Annotated in this window: 19 protein-coding genes; 8 read left to right on the top strand and 11 right to left on the bottom strand. The window is 63.8% G+C overall.

Going from position 1 to position 20,339, the window contains the following annotated elements; all coding sequences use genetic code 11:
• Positions 1–15: 15 nt before the first annotated feature.
• The 6 genes from kdpF to ACVCL3_RS02380 all read left to right on the top strand — a co-directional run bounded on the left by kdpF (position 16) and on the right by ACVCL3_RS02380 (position 8,271).
• Positions 16–96: a K(+)-transporting ATPase subunit F gene (kdpF, locus tag ACVCL3_RS02405; protein WP_113931806.1), complete on the top strand. Its 81-nt coding sequence runs from the start codon at positions 16–18 to the stop codon at positions 94–96.
• 130 nt (positions 97–226) lie between these two features.
• Positions 227–1,930 carry a potassium-transporting ATPase subunit KdpA gene (gene kdpA, locus ACVCL3_RS02400; RefSeq protein ID WP_113931807.1) on the top strand — a complete coding sequence of 568 codons (1,704 nt, stop codon included), beginning with the start codon at positions 227–229 and terminating at the stop codon, positions 1,928–1,930.
• Between the two features lie 9 nt (positions 1,931–1,939).
• A complete protein-coding gene (kdpC, locus tag ACVCL3_RS02395) occupies positions 1,940–2,614 on the top strand; it encodes a K(+)-transporting ATPase subunit C (protein ID WP_113931808.1) in 675 nt (224 codons plus the stop codon).
• Positions 2,615–2,628: 14 nt separating this feature from the next.
• The gene (gene kdpB / locus ACVCL3_RS02390; RefSeq protein ID WP_113931809.1) at positions 2,629–4,728 is read left to right on the top strand and encodes a potassium-transporting ATPase subunit KdpB; all 2,100 of its coding nucleotides are present in this window, start codon (positions 2,629–2,631) and stop codon (positions 4,726–4,728) included.
• Between the two features lie 83 nt (positions 4,729–4,811).
• A complete protein-coding gene (locus tag ACVCL3_RS02385; protein ID WP_113931893.1) occupies positions 4,812–7,553 on the top strand; it encodes a sensor histidine kinase in 2,742 nt (913 codons plus the stop codon).
• Positions 7,540–8,271: a response regulator transcription factor gene (locus ACVCL3_RS02380; protein ID WP_211317202.1), complete on the top strand. Its 732-nt coding sequence runs from the start codon at positions 7,540–7,542 to the stop codon at positions 8,269–8,271. Before ACVCL3_RS02385 ends, ACVCL3_RS02380 begins: the two co-directional genes overlap by 14 nt.
• Before the next feature lie 28 nt (positions 8,272–8,299).
• On the opposite strand, the gene ACVCL3_RS02375 is transcribed toward ACVCL3_RS02380, so the two are convergent.
• From ACVCL3_RS02375 to ACVCL3_RS02335, 9 genes are all read right to left on the bottom strand, one after another.
• Positions 8,300–10,285, bottom strand: coding sequence for a relaxase/mobilization nuclease domain-containing protein (locus ACVCL3_RS02375; RefSeq protein ID WP_113931811.1), 1,986 nt, complete (start codon positions 10,283–10,285; stop codon positions 8,300–8,302).
• 460 nt (positions 10,286–10,745) lie between these two features.
• The gene (locus ACVCL3_RS02370) at positions 10,746–11,342 is read right to left on the bottom strand and encodes a S26 family signal peptidase (protein WP_113931812.1); all 597 of its coding nucleotides are present in this window, start codon (positions 11,340–11,342) and stop codon (positions 10,746–10,748) included.
• A complete protein-coding gene (locus tag ACVCL3_RS02365) occupies positions 11,339–11,872 on the bottom strand; it encodes a DUF2840 domain-containing protein (RefSeq protein WP_113931813.1) in 534 nt (177 codons plus the stop codon). Before ACVCL3_RS02365 ends, ACVCL3_RS02370 begins: the two co-directional genes overlap by 4 nt.
• Positions 11,869–12,141, bottom strand: a complete 273-nt coding sequence (locus ACVCL3_RS02360) for a chromosome partitioning protein ParB (RefSeq protein WP_113931814.1) — start codon at positions 12,139–12,141, stop codon at positions 11,869–11,871. Before ACVCL3_RS02360 ends, ACVCL3_RS02365 begins: the two co-directional genes overlap by 4 nt.
• Complete coding sequence (gene parA / locus ACVCL3_RS02355; RefSeq protein WP_043567046.1) at positions 12,138–12,776, bottom strand: ParA family partition ATPase; 639 nt, start codon at positions 12,774–12,776, stop codon at positions 12,138–12,140. The genes ACVCL3_RS02360 and parA overlap by 4 nt, the downstream gene beginning before the upstream one ends.
• Before the next feature lie 289 nt (positions 12,777–13,065).
• Positions 13,066–13,923, bottom strand: coding sequence for a replication initiator protein A (locus ACVCL3_RS02350; RefSeq protein WP_043566978.1), 858 nt, complete (start codon positions 13,921–13,923; stop codon positions 13,066–13,068).
• Between the two features lie 26 nt (positions 13,924–13,949).
• The gene (locus ACVCL3_RS02345) at positions 13,950–14,231 is read right to left on the bottom strand and encodes a helix-turn-helix transcriptional regulator (protein ID WP_003107109.1); all 282 of its coding nucleotides are present in this window, start codon (positions 14,229–14,231) and stop codon (positions 13,950–13,952) included.
• Between the two features lie 84 nt (positions 14,232–14,315).
• Entirely contained in the window at positions 14,316–15,086 is a 771-nt protein-coding gene (locus ACVCL3_RS02340; protein WP_043566981.1) for a DUF2285 domain-containing protein, read from the bottom strand.
• Between the two features lie 308 nt (positions 15,087–15,394).
• Positions 15,395–15,745 carry a DUF2958 domain-containing protein gene (locus tag ACVCL3_RS02335; protein WP_031346926.1) on the bottom strand — a complete coding sequence of 117 codons (351 nt, stop codon included), beginning with the start codon at positions 15,743–15,745 and terminating at the stop codon, positions 15,395–15,397.
• 240 nt (positions 15,746–15,985) lie between these two features.
• Here ACVCL3_RS02335 and ACVCL3_RS02330 point away from each other — a divergent pair, with 240 nt between their 5' ends.
• Positions 15,986–16,291, top strand: coding sequence for a helix-turn-helix domain-containing protein (locus ACVCL3_RS02330; RefSeq protein WP_023127565.1), 306 nt, complete (start codon positions 15,986–15,988; stop codon positions 16,289–16,291).
• A gap of 63 nt (positions 16,292–16,354) precedes the next feature.
• Here the strand turns inward: ACVCL3_RS02330 and ACVCL3_RS02325 are convergent, their stop codons facing one another.
• The gene (locus tag ACVCL3_RS02325; protein WP_021249531.1) at positions 16,355–16,669 is read right to left on the bottom strand and encodes a DUF736 domain-containing protein; all 315 of its coding nucleotides are present in this window, start codon (positions 16,667–16,669) and stop codon (positions 16,355–16,357) included.
• Between the two features lie 816 nt (positions 16,670–17,485).
• Between ACVCL3_RS02325 and ACVCL3_RS02320 the strand changes: the two genes are divergently transcribed.
• On the top strand, positions 17,486–18,004 hold the full coding sequence (locus ACVCL3_RS02320) for a GNAT family N-acetyltransferase (protein WP_043567052.1): 519 nt from the start codon (positions 17,486–17,488) through the stop codon (positions 18,002–18,004).
• A gap of 207 nt (positions 18,005–18,211) precedes the next feature.
• On the opposite strand, the gene ACVCL3_RS02315 is transcribed toward ACVCL3_RS02320, so the two are convergent.
• Positions 18,212–20,272 (bottom strand): ParB N-terminal domain-containing protein, encoded by a 2,061-nt coding sequence (locus ACVCL3_RS02315; protein WP_447100325.1) that lies wholly within the window; start codon positions 20,270–20,272, stop codon positions 18,212–18,214.
• Positions 20,273–20,339: the final 67 nt, after the last annotated feature.

The following is a 20,339-nucleotide window of genomic DNA, read 5'->3' as shown; positions in this document are numbered from 1 at the left end:
CAATAAAGGTGGATCATGAATTTGATTATCGGATTGATATCGTTCGGATTATTTGCATATTTGCTTTACGCACTGATTAGGCCTGAAAAATTCTGATCACAAAATTATTCAAATCAATCGAGGTGCATTTATGGGTGATTTCTTGTTTTTGGCATTGGCTTGCGGATTTTTCGTAATCACGGCGGGGTTCATCGTTGGCCTCGAAAAAATTTGATCGGAGTCCAAGATGACTGTCGACATTGTCCAATTCGCCATCATCCTTGTGATCATGACCGGCCTGGTCGTGGTGCTCGGGAAATGGATGGCACGTCTTTTCACAAGTCCTGCGCATAGTTTTCTGGAGCGTGGTACCTATCGAGTTCTTGGCGTTGACCCGTCGGAGAAGATGTCATGGAAACGCTACGGGATGGTGCTCGTCCTGAGCAACGCCACCATGATGCTCCTTGGCTACGTTCTGCTGCGCGTGCAGCAGTATTTGCCTGGCGATGCGCTGGAGAGGGCGTCTCAAACGCCTGATCTGGCATTCAATACTGCGGCTTCTTTCATCACCAACACCAACTGGCAAGCCTATTCAGGCGAAAGCAGCCTGTCCAACTTCTCACAAATGGCGGTCATCACCTTCTTGATGTCCGTTAGCGCAACAACGGGCGTGGCTGCCGCAGGGGGGTTCATCCGGGGCCTGAGCCGCAGGTCCACCGGCGACATCGGTAACTACTGGGTGGATTTCACTCGTGTGCTCTATCGGCTCCTGCTGCCACTGTGCTTCGTGATGGCACTGGTTTATGTCTGGCAAGGCATGCCGCAAACGCTGAGTGCCGACGCAGTTGTCGCCACGCTCGAAGGAGCCAAGCAGCAGATCATCATGGGGCCGGTCGCGAGCTTCGAGACGATCAAGCACATCGGCACCAACGGCGGTGGCTTTTTCGGCATGAATGCCGCACATCCGTTCGAGAATCCGACGCCGCTGACCAACACGCTGCACATGCTCAGCATGCTGCTGATCCCATCTGCGCTGACTTACACGTTCGGCTCGATGATCATGCGCCGCAGGCAAGGCTGGGCCTTCTTTGGCGCCTTCGTTGTGATGTTCGTAGGCTTTCTTGCGTTGATCTACAACGCGGAGCATAGCGGCAATCCGATGTTGACGCCCCTGGGCGTGGATCAGACGCAAAGCGCTCTGCAGGGTGGCGGCAACATGGAAGGCAAGGAACTGCGCTTTGGCGTGGCTCAAAGCAGCATGTTTGCAGCAGTAACCACAGCCGCAACCACCGGCTCGGTGGACTCGATGCACGACTCCTACACCCCGATGGGCGGTTTCGTTCCGTTGGCGCAGATGATGCTCAACAACGTATTCGGTGGTGATGGCGTGGGTCTGATCAATCTGGTCACTTACGCCATCCTCACGGTGTTCCTTGTGGGCATGATGATCGGCCGCACTCCTGAGTTTCTTGGCAAGAAAGTCGAGGCACGGGAGATGAAGTACGTGATGATCGCCGTGCTCGCCCATCCGTTGAGCATCCTCGGATTCACGGCCATCGCATGCCTGGTCCCGGCCACCATGGAAAGCTTGGCCAACCTCGGGCCACACGGCTTCAGTGAAGTCCTGTATGCGTATACGTCAGGCACGGCGAACAACGGCTCTGCGTTTGCGGGCCTGAATGCCAATACGCCTTTCTTCAATACGACCATCGGCCTGGCCATGCTCGTGGGCCGCTACTTCACGCTGCTGCCCATGCTCGCGGTCGCTGGAGTAATGGCAGCCAAGAACAGCATTCCGGCCAGCGCAGGAACGCTCTCGACAGCCACGCCCCTGTTCACGGGGCTGCTGGTTTTCATCGTCCTCATCGTCGGCGGACTGACTTTCCTGCCCGCTCTCGCTCTGGGTCCCATCGTGGAGCACTTACTGTTGCTCACGGGCCAGACCTTCTAAGGAGTAGCTATGACTGAAATTCAAACACAAGTCAGCCCGGCTGTGACATCGGCATTCAGCGGTGTCACCCGCCCGGTGCTTGTTTCTGCCGTGCTCTTCATGATCGTGACCGGACTGGTGTATCCACTGGCCACTACTGGTGTGGCCCAACTGCTCTTTAGCGATCAGGCGCAAGGCAGTTTGATTACTCGCAACGGACAGGCCGTCGGCTCGCGTGTCATTGGCCAGCTTTTCACGCAGCCTCAGTATTTCCATGGCCGCCCCAGTGCCACCTCCGGCACTGACCCGAACGATCCAGCCAATTCGATCGACCAGCCGTACAACGCTGCCAACAGCGGCGCGAGCAACCAGGGGGCGCTGAGCAAGAAACTGCTCGACGCCGTGGCAGAGCGCACCAAAGCCTACCGGGAGGAAAACGGTCTGGCAGCTGACGCGAAGGTACCGGTCGATGCGGTGACCGCATCTGCCTCCGGCCTTGACCCGCACATTTCGTTAGCGAACGCCCGGCTGCAAGTGCCCCGGGTGGCAAAGGCGCGCAATGTGCCTGAGAAGGATGTGCTGTCGGTGCTGGAACAGAACACAGCGCAACGTCAGCTCGGCGTTCTTGGCGAACCCCGCGTCAATGTGCTGGAACTCAACCTTGCACTGGACGAGGCCTTCAAGGCCCGGCCAGTCACTCAATAAAGCTGGGAGTTTTTATGTCCCAAACAAAAGTCATCACGTCTACTAATAGCACCGGCCCATCTGGTAAGCCGCCAAACCCTCAGCCCGGCGCCCTGCCATGGTCCTCGATTATTGGTGAAGCGTTCCGTAAGCTGTCTCCAAGGGTGCAGATGAAGAACCCAGTGATGTTTGTCGTGTATATCGGCAGCATCGTGGCAACGGTTCTGGGGATTCAGGCTGTGCGAGGAGATGGCGACGCCCCGGCGGGCTTCATCTTTGCAGTGGCTGCCTGGCTCTGGTTCACCGTGCTCTTCGCCAACGCAGCCGAGGCATTGGCCGAGGGCCGCGGCAAAGCGCATGCTCAAGCGCTGCGCGCCTCTCGGCGGCGAGTGGTTGCCCGTGTGCTCAAGGAACCTAAGCTAGACGGTACGAGCTGGCCCGTCCCCAGCGACGAATTGGCCGTGGGTGCTTACGTCCACGTCAACGCCGGAGAAACCATCCCAGCGGACGGTGAGGTACTGGTTGGGGTTGCCTCCGTCGATGAGTCAGCCATCACAGGGGAGTCGGCCCCGGTGATCCGCGAGGCTGGGGGCGATCTCAGCTCAGTTACCGGCGGAACCCGCGTGCTCTCAGACTGGATCATCATGCGCGTCACAGCGAAGCCTGGTGAGGCGTTCCTTGACCGCATGATCGCCATGGTTGAGGGTGCCAAGCGAGGCAAGACACCTAACGAGCTTGCGCTGAACATCCTGTTGGTCGCCCTGACGCTGATCTTCCTGCTGGTGTGCGTGACCCTGTTGCCGTTCTCCATGTTCGGCGTACAGGTCAATGGCGCAGGGCAGCCGGTGAGCATCACGGTCCTCATTGCCTTGCTCGTGTGCCTGATCCCGACCACCATCGGCGCGCTGCTATCGGCGGTCGGCATCGCCGGCATGAGCCGGATGATGAACGCCAATGTTCTGGCGACCTCCGGCCGTGCGATCGAAGCTGCTGGTGACGTTGACGTGCTCCTGCTCGACAAGACTGGCACAATCACCCTAGGCAACCGTGAAGCCGTCAGGTTTGTACCCGCTCCAGGCCTCTCGGAGCAGGCTGTTGCCGACGCTGCCTACCTGGCTTCGCTGGCCGACGAAACGCCGGAAGGCCGTTCCATCGTGACGCTGGCCAAGCGCAGCTTCAATGTCAAGCCTCGGACACTGGATGGTGCGCAGCCCATTGCATTCAGTGCGATGACACGCATGAGTGGCATCGACATCGATAATCGGCAACTGCGCAAAGGGGCTGCATCGGCGATTCGTGCCTATGTGGAGCATGCCGGTGGGACGTTCCCTGAGGCCGTCAATCTGACAGTCGAGGAAATTTCTCGGCGCGGCAGCACCCCCCTGGTTGTGGCTGACGGCCCCCGCGTCATCGGTGTGGTTGAACTCAAGGACATCATCAAGCATGGAATCAAGGAGCGCTTCGCCCAGCTGCGTTCCATGGGCATCAAGACGGTCATGATCACGGGTGACAACAGGCTTACCGCTGCCTCGATTGCCGCTGATGCTGGAGTGGACGACTTTCTTGCAGAAGCGACGCCTGAAGACAAGCTCAGCCTGATCCGCAAATACCAGGCCGAAGGCCGCTTGGTGGCGATGACGGGAGACGGCACCAACGACGCACCCGCCCTTGCACAGGCTGACGTGGCAGTGGCCATGAACAGCGGCACTCAAGCCGCGAAAGAAGCGGGCAACATGGTGGATCTGGACAGCAATCCCACCAAGCTTCTGCGTGTCGTCGAGGTGGGCAAGCAGATGATCATGACGCGAGGGGCATTGACCACGTTCAGTGTAGCGAATGACCTGGCGAAGTACTTCGCGATCATTCCGGCCGCGTTCGTCGCCACTTATCCGGCATTGGGAGCATTGAACGTGATGGGCTTGCACAGTCCCAGCTCGGCGATTCTATCCGCGGTGATCTTCAATGCGCTGATCATCGTCGCCTTGATACCGCTTGCCCTACGTGGCGTGAAATATCGGTCCGAACCTGCATCCCACCTGCTCAGGCGCAATCTACTGATCTACGGGGTCGGTGGCCTCATCGCGCCGTTCATTGGAATCAAGCTGATAGACATTCTACTGACCCCATTCTTCTGAAATTTAATCCTATGGAATAATTGGGCAACGCTAAAAACGTTGCCCAAAACTCTAGGACGTTACCGAGTTACGAGGACCGCCTTATGGGAGCGACCCAACCCATAAAATCCGACGCCATACTGGGTGAACTCAAGCGAGAATCTGCCGGGCGGTTGACGGTATTTCTGGGTGCTGCGCCTGGCGTTGGCAAGACCTACGCCATGCTGGCCCGTGCGCGAGAACTGCACCGCCAAGGGGTGGATGTCGTTATTGGTATCGTCGAAACCCATGGCCGTGGCGAGACCCGGGCTCTGGTCGAGGGGCTCCCACTGCTGCCTCGCAAAACAATTGAGTATCGAGGGCGGCAACTGGAGGAAATGGACCTGGATGGCTTGCTAGCACGCAAGCCGGCAATTGCCTTAGTAGATGAGCTGGCCCATCGCAATGCCCCTGGAAGCCGTCATGAGCGGCGCTGGCAGGATGTGGAGGAATTGCTCAACGCCGGTATCGACGTTTACACGACGGTCAATATCCAGCATCTGGAGAGTGTGAACGACGTTGTGCACCAGATTACAGGTATTCGAGTAAGCGAGACTGTTCCTGACACTATTTTTGAGCGTTTGCGTGACATTCGTCTGGTCGATTTGCCTGCGCGCGAACTGATAGAACGTCTGAACGATGGGAAAGTCTATATTCCCGAACAGGCTGCGAGAGCGCTACAGGCGTTCTTCTCACCGTCCAATCTCACCGCCTTGCGTGAGCTTGCAATGCAAACGGTGGCGGAGCACGTCGATGTCGACCTTCGCGAAAAGCGTGCCGCACGCGGGCTGGCAGGCAGTCCCATCCAACACCATGTGCTGATCGCCATTGATGGCCGGGGACAATCCGAATATCTCGTGAGAGCGGGTTCCAGAATGGCCGAGCGACGTGGCTCGCCATGGTCAGTGGTCACCGTAGACACAGGAAGGTCTGCCGACGCGACACAGCAAGTAGGCAGCATCGCCCAGCCGATCTCATGGCTCAGAAGGAACGCGCGTGCTGAGCAGCAACGTTTGATGGAGATCGACAAGGCTTTTGCGCTAGCGCGCAATCTTGGCGGGGAGACGGAGGTGATGAACAACACCGACGTCACGCAGGCATTGCTGGACGCTGCGGAAGCGCGCGGCGCAAGATCCATTGTGATCGGTCGCACACGCGAGCGTCCTTTCGCCCGAATGTTCAACCGTACATTGACGCAGCAACTGCTTCAGCGCGGCGCTCGCTACGAACTGACGATTGTCAGCACACCGCAGGCGCGGCAGCAGACGATATATTGGACGGACACGGCCAGCAGCCGAATTACGAAACGGGAAGTCTCGCTGATTCTTCTGGCCAGCGCTGCCGCCATAGGTTCAGCAGCCTTGGCTGAACGAGTTCTAGGATTACAGGATCTGTCGCTGATCTTTCTCGTCGCCGTTGTGCTGGTCGCGTCACGCACTCGCATGGCGTCAGCAGTTATCACTGCAGTTCTCTGCTTCTTGGCCTATGATTTCTTCTTTATCGAGCCAAAGCTTACCTTTCTGATCAGCGCCCCTCGGGGCGTCGCAACCGTAATGCTGTTTCTCGCAGCAGCACTGATCGCGGGGCGCTTGGCTTCGCAACTACGCAGACAAGTAGTGGCACTGCGAGCCGCCAACACTCACGCTACAGCAATGCAGAAATTGGGACGCCAACTTGCCAAGGCAGCCGATCTTGGACAGGTTATTGCGTCAGGCGCCTCGATACTAAGATCGACCCTTCATGCCGAAGCATGGATACGCATCAACGGGGAATCGGGGCCTACCGCAGCCACAACCCCGCTTACCGATAAAGATTTGATGGCGGCGGACTGGACGCAACAACACGGACAAATGAGCGGGCGTTACACAGACACCTTGAGTAGTTCCAGTTGGCTGTTCCTCCCAGTGCGTTCGGACAAAGACGCGCTAGGCGTGGCCGGACTAAGGTTCCGGTCGGATATGGGTCGTCTATCGTTTGAGCAGCGCCGCCTCGCAGAAAGCATGGTGGAAGACATTGGTCAGGCGGCGCTACGCACGCGGTTGGTATCACAATTGGAGGAGGCGCGGGTCACGGGAGAAACGGAGCGTCTGCGGTCCGCGTTGTTGTCATCCGTGTCGCACGATCTGCGCTCGCCCTTGTCATCGATGATAGGGGCGGCCGACAGTCTGGCGCGGTACGGCAAGAACATGGGAACGGAGGATCAGCAGAGTTTGCTGGAAACCATTCATATTGAGGGCGAACGCCTGGATCGCTACATTCAGAACCTGCTCGACATGACGCGACTTGGGCAGCAGGGCCTGACGTTGACGCGCGACTGGATCGGTATAGACGAATTAGTGGGGTCGGCGTCAAGGCGTCTGCAACGGTACGAGCCGAATATCCGCCTGGAGCTCGACATTCCCTCGGGGCTGCCGCCGATTCATGTCCATCCCGCCCTAATCGAGCAGGCTTTGTTCAACGTGATGGAAAACGCGGCAAAGTTCTCCCCTCTGGAAGTTCCCATCCACGTGAAGGTCCAGCGCAATGAAGATGGTCAATTGCAAGTAGACGTCTCGGACCGTGGTCCCGGCATTCCAGAAGACGAACGACGACGCATCTTCGATATGTTCTACAGCGTGGAGCGTGGCGACCGGGGCAAGCAAGGGACTGGTCTGGGATTGACGATAGTCCAAGGCATCGTGGGCGCCCATATGGGCAGCGTCCAGGCACTGCCCGGACGGGAAGGCAAGGGAACCACGATCCGTCTGACCTTGCCGTGGGGCGAATATGCCAAGCAAGAGGCGAAAGAAGATGATGGGACGACCTAATGAATCGACTGCGAGCGCGCCGGCTGCCAGGATTCTTGTAATCGATGATGAACCGCAGATTCGCAAGTTCATCGACATCAGTTTGCGTTCGCAGGGCTATGCCACCCTGTTGGCAGGAACGGGACGCGAGGGACTAACGCTGCTAGCCAGTAAGGGGGCGGATCTCGTCGTTCTTGATCTGGGGCTGCCGGACAAGGACGGAAAGGAAGTTCTCAAAGAGCTTCGGCAGTGGTCACGCGTGCCTGTCATAGTGTTGACGGTGCGGTCCGGCGAGGAGGAAAAGGTAGCCTTGTTAGATGCGGGCGCTAACGATTACGTGACCAAACCATTCGGTGTCGAGGAACTCATGGCGCGTATTCGCGCATTCCTGCGAACCGTAGGATCTGGTCTGGAGGAAGGTCCAGTCTATGACGATGGGACTGTCAGCATAGATCTGGTAAACCGGGAAGTGACGGTTCATGGCCAGATCGTCACTTTAAGTCGTAAGGAGTTTTCTCTACTGTCTCTATTGGCTCTCCAACCAGGACGGTTGATCACGCAAACGCAAATTTTAAGGGAACTGTGGGGACCGACGCACGACGAAGATGCTCACTACTTACGCATTCTTGTCGGCAAGTTGCGTCACAAACTTGGAGACGATGCTTCCGCACCCCGTTATATCGTGACTGAACCTGGGGTTGGACTGAGATTCATCGCCAAGGAACGACAAACGGCTTGAACTGAATACTGTGATCGGTAGCAAGTGGTTAGCCGATTGATTGCCCGCGTTGCCGACCAACTTCCCAAGTCGCCCTGCCGCTGCGCACTGTCGCTGCAATCTGCTGCCCTAACCGCTGCTCGATCACCGGCTTCCAGGGCACCAGGCTGAACCCCATGCCGTCATCGAGCATCGCATAGCGCCCGCTGGCAAGCATGACGGAGCGCCGGTAGATGCCAGCCACGCGCTGTCCGTCGGCCACGGGGCGATGCTCCAGGCCCGTTTCGGCCGTAATGTCCTTGGCGACCTGTGCCAACTCCCGGTTGCGCAGCGTGCCCAGCAGGTTGCGCGCCAGGATCACGCGCTGCCCGCGCCGCTCGGCCAGCCCCTGCTCGACCAGAAAGTCGGCGCGCTGTTGCATGGCCTGCTTGGCGTCGCCACCAAAGCCCAGATCGCCCAGGCCCGAGCCGCCGCCGATCAACTGCTGGTCGAGCCAGGTGGACCCGATCACGCGGGCCTGCCGCTCGATGGGCAGGTGCGATTTCAGTTCCACGGCCACGCCGCCCAGGCGCTGCGCGTCGTACTGGCGGCCTTGCTCGGGCAGATCGCCCGGCACCTTCCATAGCCCCTCGGTCACGCGCTCCACGATGCCGGCCCGGCGCAGGGCTTCAAGCCGGCGAACGTGGGCCGCCACAACCTCCTGCGGGTCGCGGCCCGGCACGGCCTGGCCCTGTGCCACGGCCAAGTGATGGTCGGTACGGTACAGGCCATTGCTCGCCAGCGCGGCGATGTTCCTGTCGGCCGCGCGCACGTCGGCCGATCCCTTCACCTCCACCACGGCCCCGGTCGGGTAGTTCGCCAGCTCGTCGCGGGCATTGAGCGCGACGTAGTGCGCCTTGCCGTCCACCCCGTCGATGACCAGATAGCCCCGGTCGCGCAGCTCGTCGGCCAGCCCCTTCGCGGCCACGCGCCCGAGGATAGTTCGGCCATCGTCGCCCGGCTCGAACACCACCAGTTCTCGCGGCTGCCCACTCATTGCCCGCTGCATCGTGCGGATGATGTCGCCACGCTCGCCCAGGGCGCGCAGGGTCTTCTCTGCATCGGCATGAACGGCCCAGGTGCCCGGCTGCGTCTCGTCGGCCAGGCCCATGCGCTGCAAGCGTTGCAGGCGGCCGATCAGCAGCAGGCGTTGGCGCTGCAAGCGGGGTTCGTTGAGCCGTTCGACATGCACCAGGCCATCGTCGCCGGCCTCGCGCTTCAAGGTGCGATCCAGGCTCGTCCACCGCTCTTGCTCCACCTCGCGCTGCAAGGTCTGCTGGATCTCCAGCTCGGTGCGCGGCCCCAGCCATTCGGTCGCCAGTTCGGCGGCCCGGTGGCGGAGGCCGTCGGCGATGTAGTCGCCCGCGATGATGAGGTCTTTGCCCGTGTCGTCACGTCCGCGCACGACGATGTGCGTGTGCGGGTTGTCGGTGTTCCAGTGGTTGACCGCCACCCAATCGAGGCCGGTGCCCAGGTCGGCCTTCATGCGGCCCATGAGGTGGCGCGTGTAGGTGCGCAGGTCTTCCAGTTCCGCGCCGTCCTCGGGGGCGAGGATGAAGCGGAAATGGTGCCGGTCGTCGGCGCAGCGTTCCTTGAAGGCGTCGAGGTCGGCGGCATCGGTCTGCGGCCCGTAGGCTTGGCCCGGCTCGCCATCGCGGCCCACACCGTCGCGCTCGATGTAGCGCAGGTGCTTGGCAAGCGACTGCGGGCTGGCCTGGCGCTGGTTGACCAACAGCGTCTTGATGGTCACACGCCGAGACATGGGCGTCAGCTTCGCCCCGGCGAAGCGCGCCGCCGTGTGGCCGCGCCCCAGGCGCGAGCCGGGCCGCTGGCCGGTGCCCCTCCCGGTGCCGCTGGCAGTGCCAGGACGGCGCACAGCGGACTTGCCGCTGCTGGCCTTGCCTGCCTGCTTGAGCACCTTGGAGACGAAGCCCTGGCCCCGATTCTTCGGGGCGCTGGGGCGGATGCGGAAATCGTCGTCGCGGCGGTCGGTCATGGCTGCGTTCCCTGCAAGCTCCGGCGTGTCCGGTCGTGCGAAGCACGCAGACATGCCCGCATCGGCGCCGGCTTCGCGCCACAAGCGGCACGGCGGCGAAGCCGCTGCGTGCCGCGCAACCCCCATGTGCAGACTGGCTTTTGACGCGGCCCGGTGCCGCGTCCTTTTGTCTTGCCTTCCGCCTTTGCCCCTCGCTGGCGCTCCGGGCAGCGGCGGCCCGGCGGCGCTGCTGCGCGAGCAGCCAGCGCGCCGGCGAACGCGGACACGGCCGCAGGCCGGGCGCGTTCGAGGCAAGACGCCTGCACGTTGGACGGCTGCGCCGAAGGCAACGCGAAGTGCGGTGCCCAATGCGTAGGATTGGCACCCGCACTGCACGCGCGACGACACGGCGACGAACAGCAGAACGACACGCCCGATGGCACGATGAGATGCACGGCGACGTGCAGCGAATCGACGGCCTTCATGGGCGGGATTCCAGCCAGACCGGATGCGCGACGCCGATCACGGCGGATGCGCTGACCGGCCCGAAATACCGGCTGTCGAACGACGCCGGGTTGGTCACACTCAAGAGGAACAGTTCGCCAGGTTCGAGGCGGCGGCATTGCTGCCAGGATGGCAGCGACCGACCCCAGCGGTCAGCAGGCAGCACGGCGGCCGAAGGCACGCCGTCGATGCGGACAACGCGGTCAGTGATACACACCTCCTGCGGCGCGACGGCGCCCACGCGCTTGAGCAGGGGCACGCGCGCCGGCAGGTAGCCGCGCTGCGCGGCCAGCGCAGCGGCATCTGGCGGCAGCGTGGTCAGGACGATGCTGTCCACAGACAAAGGACGTGGCAGCGAGCCGGTGCCGTGGCCCAGCGGATCGACGCGATACCAGCCGACCGCCACGCTGTCGGACGGGTTGTAGATCAGGCGCGGCAGCGGATGCACGAAGGACGCCCAGGCCAGCGCAGCGAGGCCGCAAGCGGACAGGCCCGCCAGCACGATGCGAGCGCGCAAACGTGCGCGGGGCGAGCGAGGACGCGGCGCGGTGCCGGCAGTCGAAACGGCGGTCATGGCAGCGCCCTCCCGATGAGCCATGCGGCGTGCCGCTCGGCGGTGTATTCGGGCAGCGGCAAGCGCGCAGCGAGCCGGTTGGCGAGCGTGCGCCAGTACACGGGCGAGGCACCGATAGGCGCGATGCCCAGCGCCTCGATGGCGTCGATGCGCTCCAGCACGGCGCGCACCTGATTCTCGCCCTCGGCGTGCAGCAGCAGGCGCGCGCCCGGCTGCACGCCGGAAATGCGCTGCGCCGCATCGAGCGGCGTGCAAGCCTGCATCACCATGAGCTGCCAGCGAATCGTGCCGTAGTCGTTGGCCTGCCAGCGGATGCGGCAGAACATAGCGCCCGGCTGGAACACCGCGCAGCGCCGCCAGCGGTCGAGCTGGTGCGTGCGCGCAGGTTCACCGAAGCGCAGGTAGAGCTTGAAGCGCGGTTCGATGTAGGCCAGTGCCACGCGCGTCAGCGGCGCGCTGGCAGGCTGGCCGGAAGGTGCTTCGAGCGCAGCCGTGGCCGCGCCAGCGGCAGGCGAAGCGGATGCGGTCATGGTGCGTTCTCCCTGCGATGCTCTGGAAACTCACGCTCCAGCAGGCCGCGCAGCAGATCGGCCACGGTCACGCCCTGCGTGAAGGCCGACACCTTGATGCGCGCGCGCAGCGCGGGCGTGATGTCGAGGGTCAGGCGGGCGGTGTAGAGGTCGCCCTTGCCCAGCGCATCGGCGTCGCCTTGGCGAATCCACGCCTCGGCGTGCGGATTCGCGGGCGGACGCGCGCCGATGCCGACGCGCTTTGCGCGTATCGGCGGCTTCGCTGTCATATCGGCCACCGCAGCAGTTCGTCCACCAGGGCGGTGATTTCCCGCGCGGCGGCGCTGTCCGGCGCCGTCTCGCGTGCAAGCCGGCCAGCGGCCACGCTGTCGGCGAACACGATGCGTTGATGCACTTCAGAGCGCAGCGCAGGAAGCGGTTGGTCGGCCAGCGCCTGGCGCGCTTCGCGCCCGATGACGGTGGTACTGATGCGCCGATTGATGATGAAGGCCGCACGCAGCGCAGGCCGAAACACCTGCGCTTCGCGGATCAGCGCCACCATCTCGGCGCTGGCCCACAGGTCGTAGGGGCTGGGTTGCACGGGGATCAGCACGCGCTCGGCCGCCAGTAGCGCGGAGCGCGCCAGTGCCGCGATGCGTGGCGGGCCGTCGATGACGACGTGATCGGCCCGCCTGGCGAGCTCTGGTGCTTCCTGATGCAGCGTTTCGCGTGCCAGGCCCACGGCGCTGAACAACCTTGGCAAACCCTGCTGGCTTCTGCGTTGCGTCCAGTCCAGCGATGAACCCTGCGGGTCGGCGTCCAGCAGGACGACGTGCTGGCCGCGCATCGCAAGCTCGCCGGCGATGTGCGTGGCGAGCGTGGTCTTGCCCACGCCGCCTTTCTGGTTGAGCAGAGCGACGATCATGACGAGGCCCTCCATGCTGGAAAGCCTTGCTTTGATCGGTCTGCAAAACCTGTCGGCTGCCGGCTGGTATTGCCTGCCGTTTGTGGCCGCGTGGTGGTTATCCACCGCAGCGGCGTTTCCCTACTAAAAGTTAGAGAATTTAAGTTAGGGAAGTTAGAGGGGCGCGAAACCCAATGCTGGCGCGGGTTTGCGGCCGATCGGCACGCCTGATAGCACGATAGTCCCACGCCTGATAGCACGATACCCCGCACGCCTGATAGCACGACACCATTCACAAGTTTTCCCGGAGTTATCCCCGTGCCGTATGCGGCACGGGTCGGAACGTCAGCAGCTCCATGCCGCTGTCCGGCATCCGCTCGATGCCCAGGACGTAGCCGGGCAGCGACTGCCGCGCGACCAGCGCGCGCAGGTCGCAGGCGAAGTCGTAGGGCTTCGCAGTGCTGCCGGATTTCTGGTGCAGGTAGCGAAAGTCGAACTGCCAGCCGTATGCTTGCTTGCCGCCGTGCTTGCGCACCAGGCGGTACAGCCACCGCTCGATGCCGCCGGTCAGCCGGAAGTACGCCGGGTCGATGGTCAGCACCAAGGCGGCGTCGAGCACGCCCGCATAGAACCAGTCCGGCAGGATCAGCTCGATGCCCAGCGGCGTGCCGCGAGCATCGGCCAGTTCCTTCCATTCGTTGATCCACGAGAAACGGTGCAGGCGCCGCCCGGTCGTCTCGCGGATGGACGTGGCCACCGTAGTCGATTGCAGCCGGTCGAGCGCGGCCTTGAGGCGCTGGTAGTCGCGCAGCGACTTGCCGCGCCCGATGTAGCGCAGGATCTCGTAAGGCGTGGCGCGCATCAGCCGCGACGGCCGCAGGCCCGCGTCCTTCGCTTCCACGATCTGCGAGGCCGCCCATATCAGCACGTCCGCATCCCAAATCGTGGCGATGCCGTGCTCGGCTGTTCCCTCCACGCGGATCGTCACGTTGCCCGCACGGAAGTCGATGGGCCTGACCCGCTTGGACTTGCCGAGCGAGAAGAACGGATAGGCCATCAAGTCCTGGCTGTCGCGCGGCGCCATGTCGCCGGGCAAGGCGCGGAACAGGTCGAGCTGTTCGCGCTCCTGCAACGGCCGCTGCCGGGGCGGCAGCGCAGTGCTGGACATGGCGATGGCCTGCCGCGCGCCGCCGATCAGCGCGCACGACTGTCGGCCGAGTGGTGCTCGGCGTATTCGGGATCGGAAGTCGTCTCGAAACTGCGGTCGGCAGCCCAGGCATCGAGGTCGGCCACGGCGTACATGACGCGACGGCCGAACTTGCGAAAGCGCGGGCCGCCGCCGATCACGCGCTGCTTTTCCAGCGTGCGCGGCGACAGGCGGAGGTACTCGGCGGCTTCGTCGTTGGTGAGATAGCGTTGGGGCTGCGCAGCAGCGGTCGAGACAGTGGCGGCAGGCCGCAAGGGAGCGGGACGCATGGTGTGAACCTCCATCGGTTGAAAACGCCGGCTGCACCAGCGCAACCGGGATGGAGGCAGTCTCAGAAAACGAAGCTCTCCTGCTCAGGGTCGTTTTTCTTGGTCTTCAAAACGACCCTTCTCAAGCGGCGGAAGCTGTGCTAGGTGGCGGTAGCCGCCGCGCATCAGCGCATCGCCGCGACGCACCAGGCGGCGCACCTTGGAGCGCAGCCCGCCATCGCTGTACCAATCGGCTGCGGCATCCACGCCGAACAGTCCTTCCGCGACTTCACGCAAGGACGCGCCCGCCAGGGTCGCGTCGAGCGCCTGCAAGCTGTGCAGTTCCAGCAGCGCGGTAGGTGTTGGCCTGGGTTTGGCATCGGCCAGAGCGGCGCCGGGCACCTGTCCGCGTGCAGGCGCGGCAGCGCCGCCGCGATAGGCATAGGCGACAGCCATGCCGTCCTCCAGGCCGGCCGCGAGCGCGCAGCGCAGGCAGTGGCCTGGGCTGCGCGCGATTAGCGCCAGCCCTTTGCCGTCATGCAGCAGTTGCTTGTGGCCGGGGATACGCCAGAACGCGAACGTCGCCGCGTCCAGCGGCGGATCGGCATCGGGGTAGAGCTGCACCACGGCGGCATGACCAGGCAGCCAGGCCGGATGCGCGTCACGCGCATCCAGTGCCGGGTCTTCCAGCAGGCGCAAGCCCCAGTGATGCGCCGCCTGCTGGGCTGCTTGTGGCCGACGATGACGGCGCAGCCAGTCGAGCCGGTAGTCGGGATGCCGGCGCAGGTATTCCCAGGCAAGCGCAAGGCCGTCCAGATGCAGCACGTACAGATACGCGGCAGTCGGATACCAAGGCTCGGCGCTGTGATCGACCATGACGCCTCCTCCTGCGAACAGGACTCGCCGCCACGGAAGAACTACGCGCTACATCGCCATCGTCAAAAGGTTATGGGTCAAAAAGATGGATCGGGTTGTCAAGACCGATTGGCTCCGATGCGTTGCGGTATTCGTCTCAATGCTGCGGCGGCAGCGCCCCGAGTTGGAGTGCTGCACAGGCCAGCCTGCCGCAGCCCGCGCCAGCCATCATGTCTATTTGGATCAGACTGGTGGGGCTACGCTGCAAGAATGCCGATTGAGACCTGCCCGGCATGACATCAGACTGAAAAAGTCACAGTGGGCTGTGTTCAGTCCGGGATGGCTCCGTCACGCTCGGCCGCGCGGGTGTACTCCGACAGCGTGCGCGTGGGACGGAAATAGAGGTCGCGCATCACGGGCTGCTGGCGCGGCCCAACGATGCCGGCCAGCTCGGACAGCTTGACGGTGCCCTGTGCCGGCATCCCGATCCCCAGGTCGATGAGGCCCCAGGCCGTGTCGCCATCGGCCGGATCGAGTGCGGCCAGCAGCCAGGTCACGTGCGCGTCCGGGGTGAACAGCCGCACCACGGGCACCGGGTCGATGGCCCGGCCAGCGGCGCGGGCCTCGCCGTTGGCGAGCAATTGCGCGCGCTCCGGGGCGGTGGCGAATGGCTGGGGCATGGTCGGCAATCCCACAAATCCAATGATGCACGAATGCGGTTTCACGTCGAAGCGCAGAACCACGAAACCGGATTTGCGCCTTCGTGCGCAAGCACGGATGCGGTTCTATGGCTTTGCCGGAATCCGCCGATACGGATTTCCGTAGAGGCACAAAAACGGAGAACACCAAATGAACACTATAGATTGTAGCCCTATAGGGCGCAATGGGATGTCATCTTGGTTTTTGAGAGGAAACCATAGGTGGCGGCTGGGAACTCATTGGCGAAGGCGTTGAAGACAGTCAGAAAGGCGCGTGGCTTGAGCCAGGAAGCCTTCTCTGACGTGTCCAGCCGCACCTATATGAGTACCCTCGAACGCGACCTGAAAAGCCCCACCTTGAACAAGCTGGCCGAGCTGTGCGAGGTGATGGAGATCCATCCGCTCACGCTGCTGACGCTGGCCTACGCGGGCGACAGCCCGCGCAAGGCCGACGAGCTGCTGGCGCAGGTGCGCCAAGAGCTGGAGGCGGTGTTGAGCGAACGCGACGCGGCGGAGCCGCGCGCGTGATGCGGTGATGTGCTGCTATTAGCAGCACATCGCCCCGCCGCGATGGGCGGGGCGCTGCGGCGGTCACGCCGCCTGGGGCTTGCTGCGCGACCAGATCAGGTCGTGCGTGCCGTCCTCACCTTCGATCAGGCGGGCATAGACCGCTGCCGGGAACGAAGGGTCATCGAGGGTCACGGACAGGTACTCGCGCCCAGCCTCGCTGGTCTTCTTCCACGCCGCGCCGATGTCGTGGCTGGCGGCCTGGAGGCGGAAATCGGGGGCGTTCTCGCTGCTGCCCTTGTCGTTGGGAACCAGCTTGACCTTGACGTTGAGCGTCAGGGTGCGAAGCGTGCCGGTGAAGCCGTCTTTGTCGGTGGTGAAGGTGCCGATGTTGGCCATGATGTTTTCTCCTTTCGGTTGAACAAGGTTCGCGCCCATCGCGTCCTTGTTGTGATCCGGCCGGCGGGGGACGGGCTGGCTGCACCGCTTGCGGTCGCAACGCAGTGGAGAGCCGGGAGGCGAAAAGAACTTGGCCCGCGAGGAATGCGCGCAGCGCAGGGGAAATTGTTTTCGCCGGACGGTTGCAGCCATGAAGCCCGAGGCGCAGCCGCGCCACCGCCAGGATTCACAACGAGACAAGGACGCCTTGGGCCGGACCGCTCCGAAAGGAGATGGGGCCGGCTCGGCATCCCCGCACGAAGGCTTCTCCGGCTCGCCCACTGACGCGGGCCAGGTCAACCACCCGACGACAGGCGAGAACGCCCCCGCCGCACCTTGCGGCGCCGCTCTTGAGGCGTGGCGTGGAAGCTCCATAGCGATGCCGGGCGGGTTGTCCGTGAACCGTCCTTCGTGACGTGATGGGCAGGAACCGCCAGCGTTGAGGACGGCTCGCACCTGCACAACCTGCCGCAGCGAGCGCCAGCGTGTTCGCCAGCGCCTCGCCCATCGCGGCGGGGCGCTGGCCGGGCCGATCCGGCGCAGCCGGTTCGGCGTCATCGAGGGGCGCCAAGCATCGCGCGGCGGGGATAGCCCGCGGGACTTTCCCCTGGAGGCAAGCGAAGCGCGCAGCGCCGCAGGCGCGAAGGCGTGAGGGATTGAAGCCGAATGGCCGTGACGGCAAAGGCGGCACGGGGCGCAGCCCGAAAGCCCGGCGGCGCAGTGCGCCGACACGCCCAGGCTGTTCTATATTTTCAGGAAGCAATCGAAGACAAGCCCATGACCCTCCAGCTCCGACACGAAACCCCGGACGACATTGCCGCCATCGAGGCCGTGACCATCGCCGCGTTCGCTGATGCACCACACACCAGCCACACCGAGCAATTCATCGTGCGCGCCTTGCGTGCCGCCAACGAACTGACGCTTTCCATCGTGGCCGAAGAACATGGGCGCGTCGTCGGTCACGTCGCGCTGTCGCCAGTAACGATCACCCATGAGCACAGGCGAAAGACCGAGGGCTGGTATGGGTTGGGGCCGATCTCCGTCCTGCCGCCAAGGCAGGGGCAAGGCATCGGTTCGCGCCTGATGGAACAGGCGCTGTCTGAACTGCGGGCTATGCAGGCCGCAGGCTGCGTGCTGCTGGGAGATCCAACGTACTACACGCGCTTTGGCTTCCAGGCCCATGCGGGCTTGCAACTGCCGGGCGTGCCGCCCGGCTATTTCATGGCGCTGGCCCTGCATGGGACAGTGCCGGAAGGCATCGCGCACTACAGCGATGCCTTCAACGCCGCCGCCTGAGCCAGCGCGAAGGCGGCGGCGTTTTAATTCGGCTATTGGCCTTGAACACCGGGCGCGGCCACTGTCGCACCCGGATTTCGCGTCCACCGCGCCTAGGGCGGAACGGCCTGGGCGCGGTGCTGATCGCGGTTATTCCTTCGTCTCGATGCGCCACCACACAAAGCGAAGCGCCCCGGTCGAGGCCGGGGCGCTTGCCTTCGGCGCGGGTCAAGCGGCCAGTGCCTCGGCGGGTTCATCCGCCATTGCCTCGGTATCCTCCGGGGCGTCCTGCTCCGGGCCTTCTTCCTGCGCGGCCTCCTGCGGGCCTTCGGCCTTGAATATGGCGGGCATCCAGCCGGTGCCATCGGCCAGCCGCTCGGCCTCGCTGGCAATGTCGGCCTTCTTGAGCTTCGCCAGCCGGGTGACGGATTCCGGTGCAAACGCGCCCACGGCATCCAGAATCACGGCCTTGGAAACGTGCTTGAAGTAGCCTTCTGCGGTCGGCTTCCACCATGCGGCCATGTCGAGGCCCACGGCCTGCGCCAGTTCCTTGCCGGGCTGGTGCGGCGTGGCACGGGGCGTCACCACGTCCACCGTGGAAGCCACGCACACGGCCAGCAGCCGCACCAGTTCGTCTTGCGACTTCGCCAGCAGCGCGGCGAACAGTTCGGCGCTGTCCTCCGGCAAGGCTTCACCGGCTACCTGTTGCAGTTCGCGCAGCGCCACGGCGGCAGGCGATTCCGGCCAGTCCGGGGCCATGCCTTCCAGCCTGTCTTGCGCCGTGAGGCGCACGCCGAGTGGCAGTCCATCGCCGTAGGCGTCGGGCTGCAAGACCTTCTGCACCATGCCATGCACCAGCGCGGCCAGCGCGACCTGCGGATGCCGGGCGACTTCGATTTGCAGCGCCGCCGTGCGGTGGGCGCTCAACCGCTGCGCCAGCCGGTCGGACAGGCTCGCGGCCTTGGGCGCGTCGTCGGCGTCCTCGTGCTCGTCGTTGGCGGCTTCGCCTTCGGTACTGCCGAAACCGAGCCGCAGCTTTTCCAGCGTGCGCAGCGCCTTCGCCTCGGCTTCGCGCAGCAGGCCGCGATGAATGACGGCCTCGCCGTTGCGGTCGATGGTGACGATGGCACCGGCCACCTCGCGCACCTCGGGCGCATAGCCTTGCAAGGCGTCCTCCGCGTCTTGCAGTTCCCCGATCACCTGATCGCGCCGCTGTTCCAGTTTCTCGGCCTTGGCCTCGTCCTCGCTGCTTTCACCTTGGCAGGCTTCTTCCAGTTCGGCGTCGATCTTGTCGAGGCGGGTTTGCAGCGAGGCAATGCGGCGGGCCTCGCGGGTGGTCGGCTCGCGGCGATGGCGCGGGGCGTTCTGGAAAGCCTGCCGTTCCTCGTAGGCCAGATGCGGCACGGCCTCCACCCATGCCCAGCCCTCGGCGCGCACGTCCTCGGCCAGCGCATCCAGCTTGCCGCGCACCAGCGTTTCCAGCACTGCGGTATCGGTGAGGTAGGTTCCGGCATCGCCTTCCGCGAACAGGTCGCGGCGGATGCCGCCGCCTGCCTGCCGGTAGGCGTCCAGCCCGACGAAGCGCACCAGCGCGTGCGCGGCGTCGATTTCGCGCTCGGTCAGGCGCTCGCGCAGCTTGGACGGGCTGCGCTGCCATTCCGGCGCACCATAGAACGCGGCTTCCTGCGCGGCGTGGTCGTCGGTGATGGTCAAGGCCATCAACTGTTCCAGCGTGACGCCTCCGGCCCGGTAATCGGCCATGAGGCGCGGCGAGACGTTCGCCAGCTTCAAGCGCCGCTGCACCACCAGCGGGGACACGCCGAAGTCGGCGGCAATGTCCTCGATGGGGCGTCCTTCCTTGACCAGCGCGGCGAAAGCCGCGAACTGGTCGGCGGGGTGCATGGCCTCGCGCTGCACGTTCTCCGCGAGGCTGACGGTGCGGGCGGACGCATTGGCCACCAGCAGGCACGGCACCTCGTAGTCGGCGGGGATGCGCTTCTTCTTCGCCAGCAGCCTCAAGGCGGTCAGGCGGCGGTCGCCTGCCACCACCTCGTAAGCCTCGCCATCGGCGGCAAGGATGACGATCAGGTTTTGCAGCAGGCCGATGCGGGCAATGCTCGCGGCCAGTTCGGGGATGGACTGGCGCGGGGTCGTGCGGACGTTGCGCTTGGAGCGGCGCGGCAACAGTTGCGACAGCGGAACCAAAATCAGGTTCTTGGTCGGGTCGGCCACTTCCAGCGGTGCGGCGGCTTCGATGGCGACGGTTTCGGTTTTGAGTACGGCGTTCATGGTGATTTCTCCTAGCGGTTGGGATGCAGCAGCGAGAGAAGCGGCAAAGGCTGCTGCCTGCCCCTGC

It is taken from the genome of Rhodanobacter sp. UC4437_H4, assembly GCF_052978425.1.
The sequence above is the reverse complement of the archived record's forward strand: the minus strand, read 5'-3'. Positions and strand labels throughout refer to the sequence as shown.

Excerpts from the sequence above, each read along its gene's own strand:
- ACVCL3_RS02335 (WP_031346926.1), bottom strand. The coding sequence starts at position 15,745 with ATGCCCCAGCCATTCGCCACCGCCCCGGAGCGCGCGCAATTGCTCGCC.
- ACVCL3_RS02380 (WP_211317202.1), top strand. The coding sequence starts at position 7,540 with ATGGGACGACCTAATGAATCGACTGCGAGCGCGCCGGCTGCCAGGATT.
- ACVCL3_RS02315 (WP_447100325.1), bottom strand. The coding sequence starts at position 20,272 with ATGAACGCCGTACTCAAAACCGAAACCGTCGCCATCGAAGCCGCCGCA.
- ACVCL3_RS02370 (WP_113931812.1), bottom strand. The coding sequence starts at position 11,342 with ATGACCGCCGTTTCGACTGCCGGCACCGCGCCGCGTCCTCGCTCGCCC.
- kdpC (WP_113931808.1), top strand. The coding sequence starts at position 1,940 with ATGACTGAAATTCAAACACAAGTCAGCCCGGCTGTGACATCGGCATTC.
- ACVCL3_RS02345 (WP_003107109.1), bottom strand. The coding sequence starts at position 14,231 with ATGCGTCCCGCTCCCTTGCGGCCTGCCGCCACTGTCTCGACCGCTGCT.
- kdpA (WP_113931807.1), top strand. The coding sequence starts at position 227 with ATGACTGTCGACATTGTCCAATTCGCCATCATCCTTGTGATCATGACC.
- ACVCL3_RS02340 (WP_043566981.1), bottom strand. The coding sequence starts at position 15,086 with ATGGTCGATCACAGCGCCGAGCCTTGGTATCCGACTGCCGCGTATCTG.
- ACVCL3_RS02350 (WP_043566978.1), bottom strand. The coding sequence starts at position 13,923 with ATGTCCAGCACTGCGCTGCCGCCCCGGCAGCGGCCGTTGCAGGAGCGC.
- ACVCL3_RS02365 (WP_113931813.1), bottom strand. The coding sequence starts at position 11,872 with ATGACCGCATCCGCTTCGCCTGCCGCTGGCGCGGCCACGGCTGCGCTC.
- ACVCL3_RS02325 (WP_021249531.1), bottom strand. The coding sequence starts at position 16,669 with ATGGCCAACATCGGCACCTTCACCACCGACAAAGACGGCTTCACCGGC.
- parA (WP_043567046.1), bottom strand. The coding sequence starts at position 12,776 with ATGATCGTCGCTCTGCTCAACCAGAAAGGCGGCGTGGGCAAGACCACG.
- ACVCL3_RS02360 (WP_113931814.1), bottom strand. The coding sequence starts at position 12,141 with ATGACAGCGAAGCCGCCGATACGCGCAAAGCGCGTCGGCATCGGCGCG.
- ACVCL3_RS02375 (WP_113931811.1), bottom strand. The coding sequence starts at position 10,285 with ATGACCGACCGCCGCGACGACGATTTCCGCATCCGCCCCAGCGCCCCG.
- ACVCL3_RS02320 (WP_043567052.1), top strand. The coding sequence starts at position 17,486 with ATGACCCTCCAGCTCCGACACGAAACCCCGGACGACATTGCCGCCATC.
- ACVCL3_RS02385 (WP_113931893.1), top strand. The coding sequence starts at position 4,812 with ATGGGAGCGACCCAACCCATAAAATCCGACGCCATACTGGGTGAACTC.
- kdpF (WP_113931806.1), top strand. The coding sequence starts at position 16 with ATGAATTTGATTATCGGATTGATATCGTTCGGATTATTTGCATATTTG.
- kdpB (WP_113931809.1), top strand. The coding sequence starts at position 2,629 with ATGTCCCAAACAAAAGTCATCACGTCTACTAATAGCACCGGCCCATCT.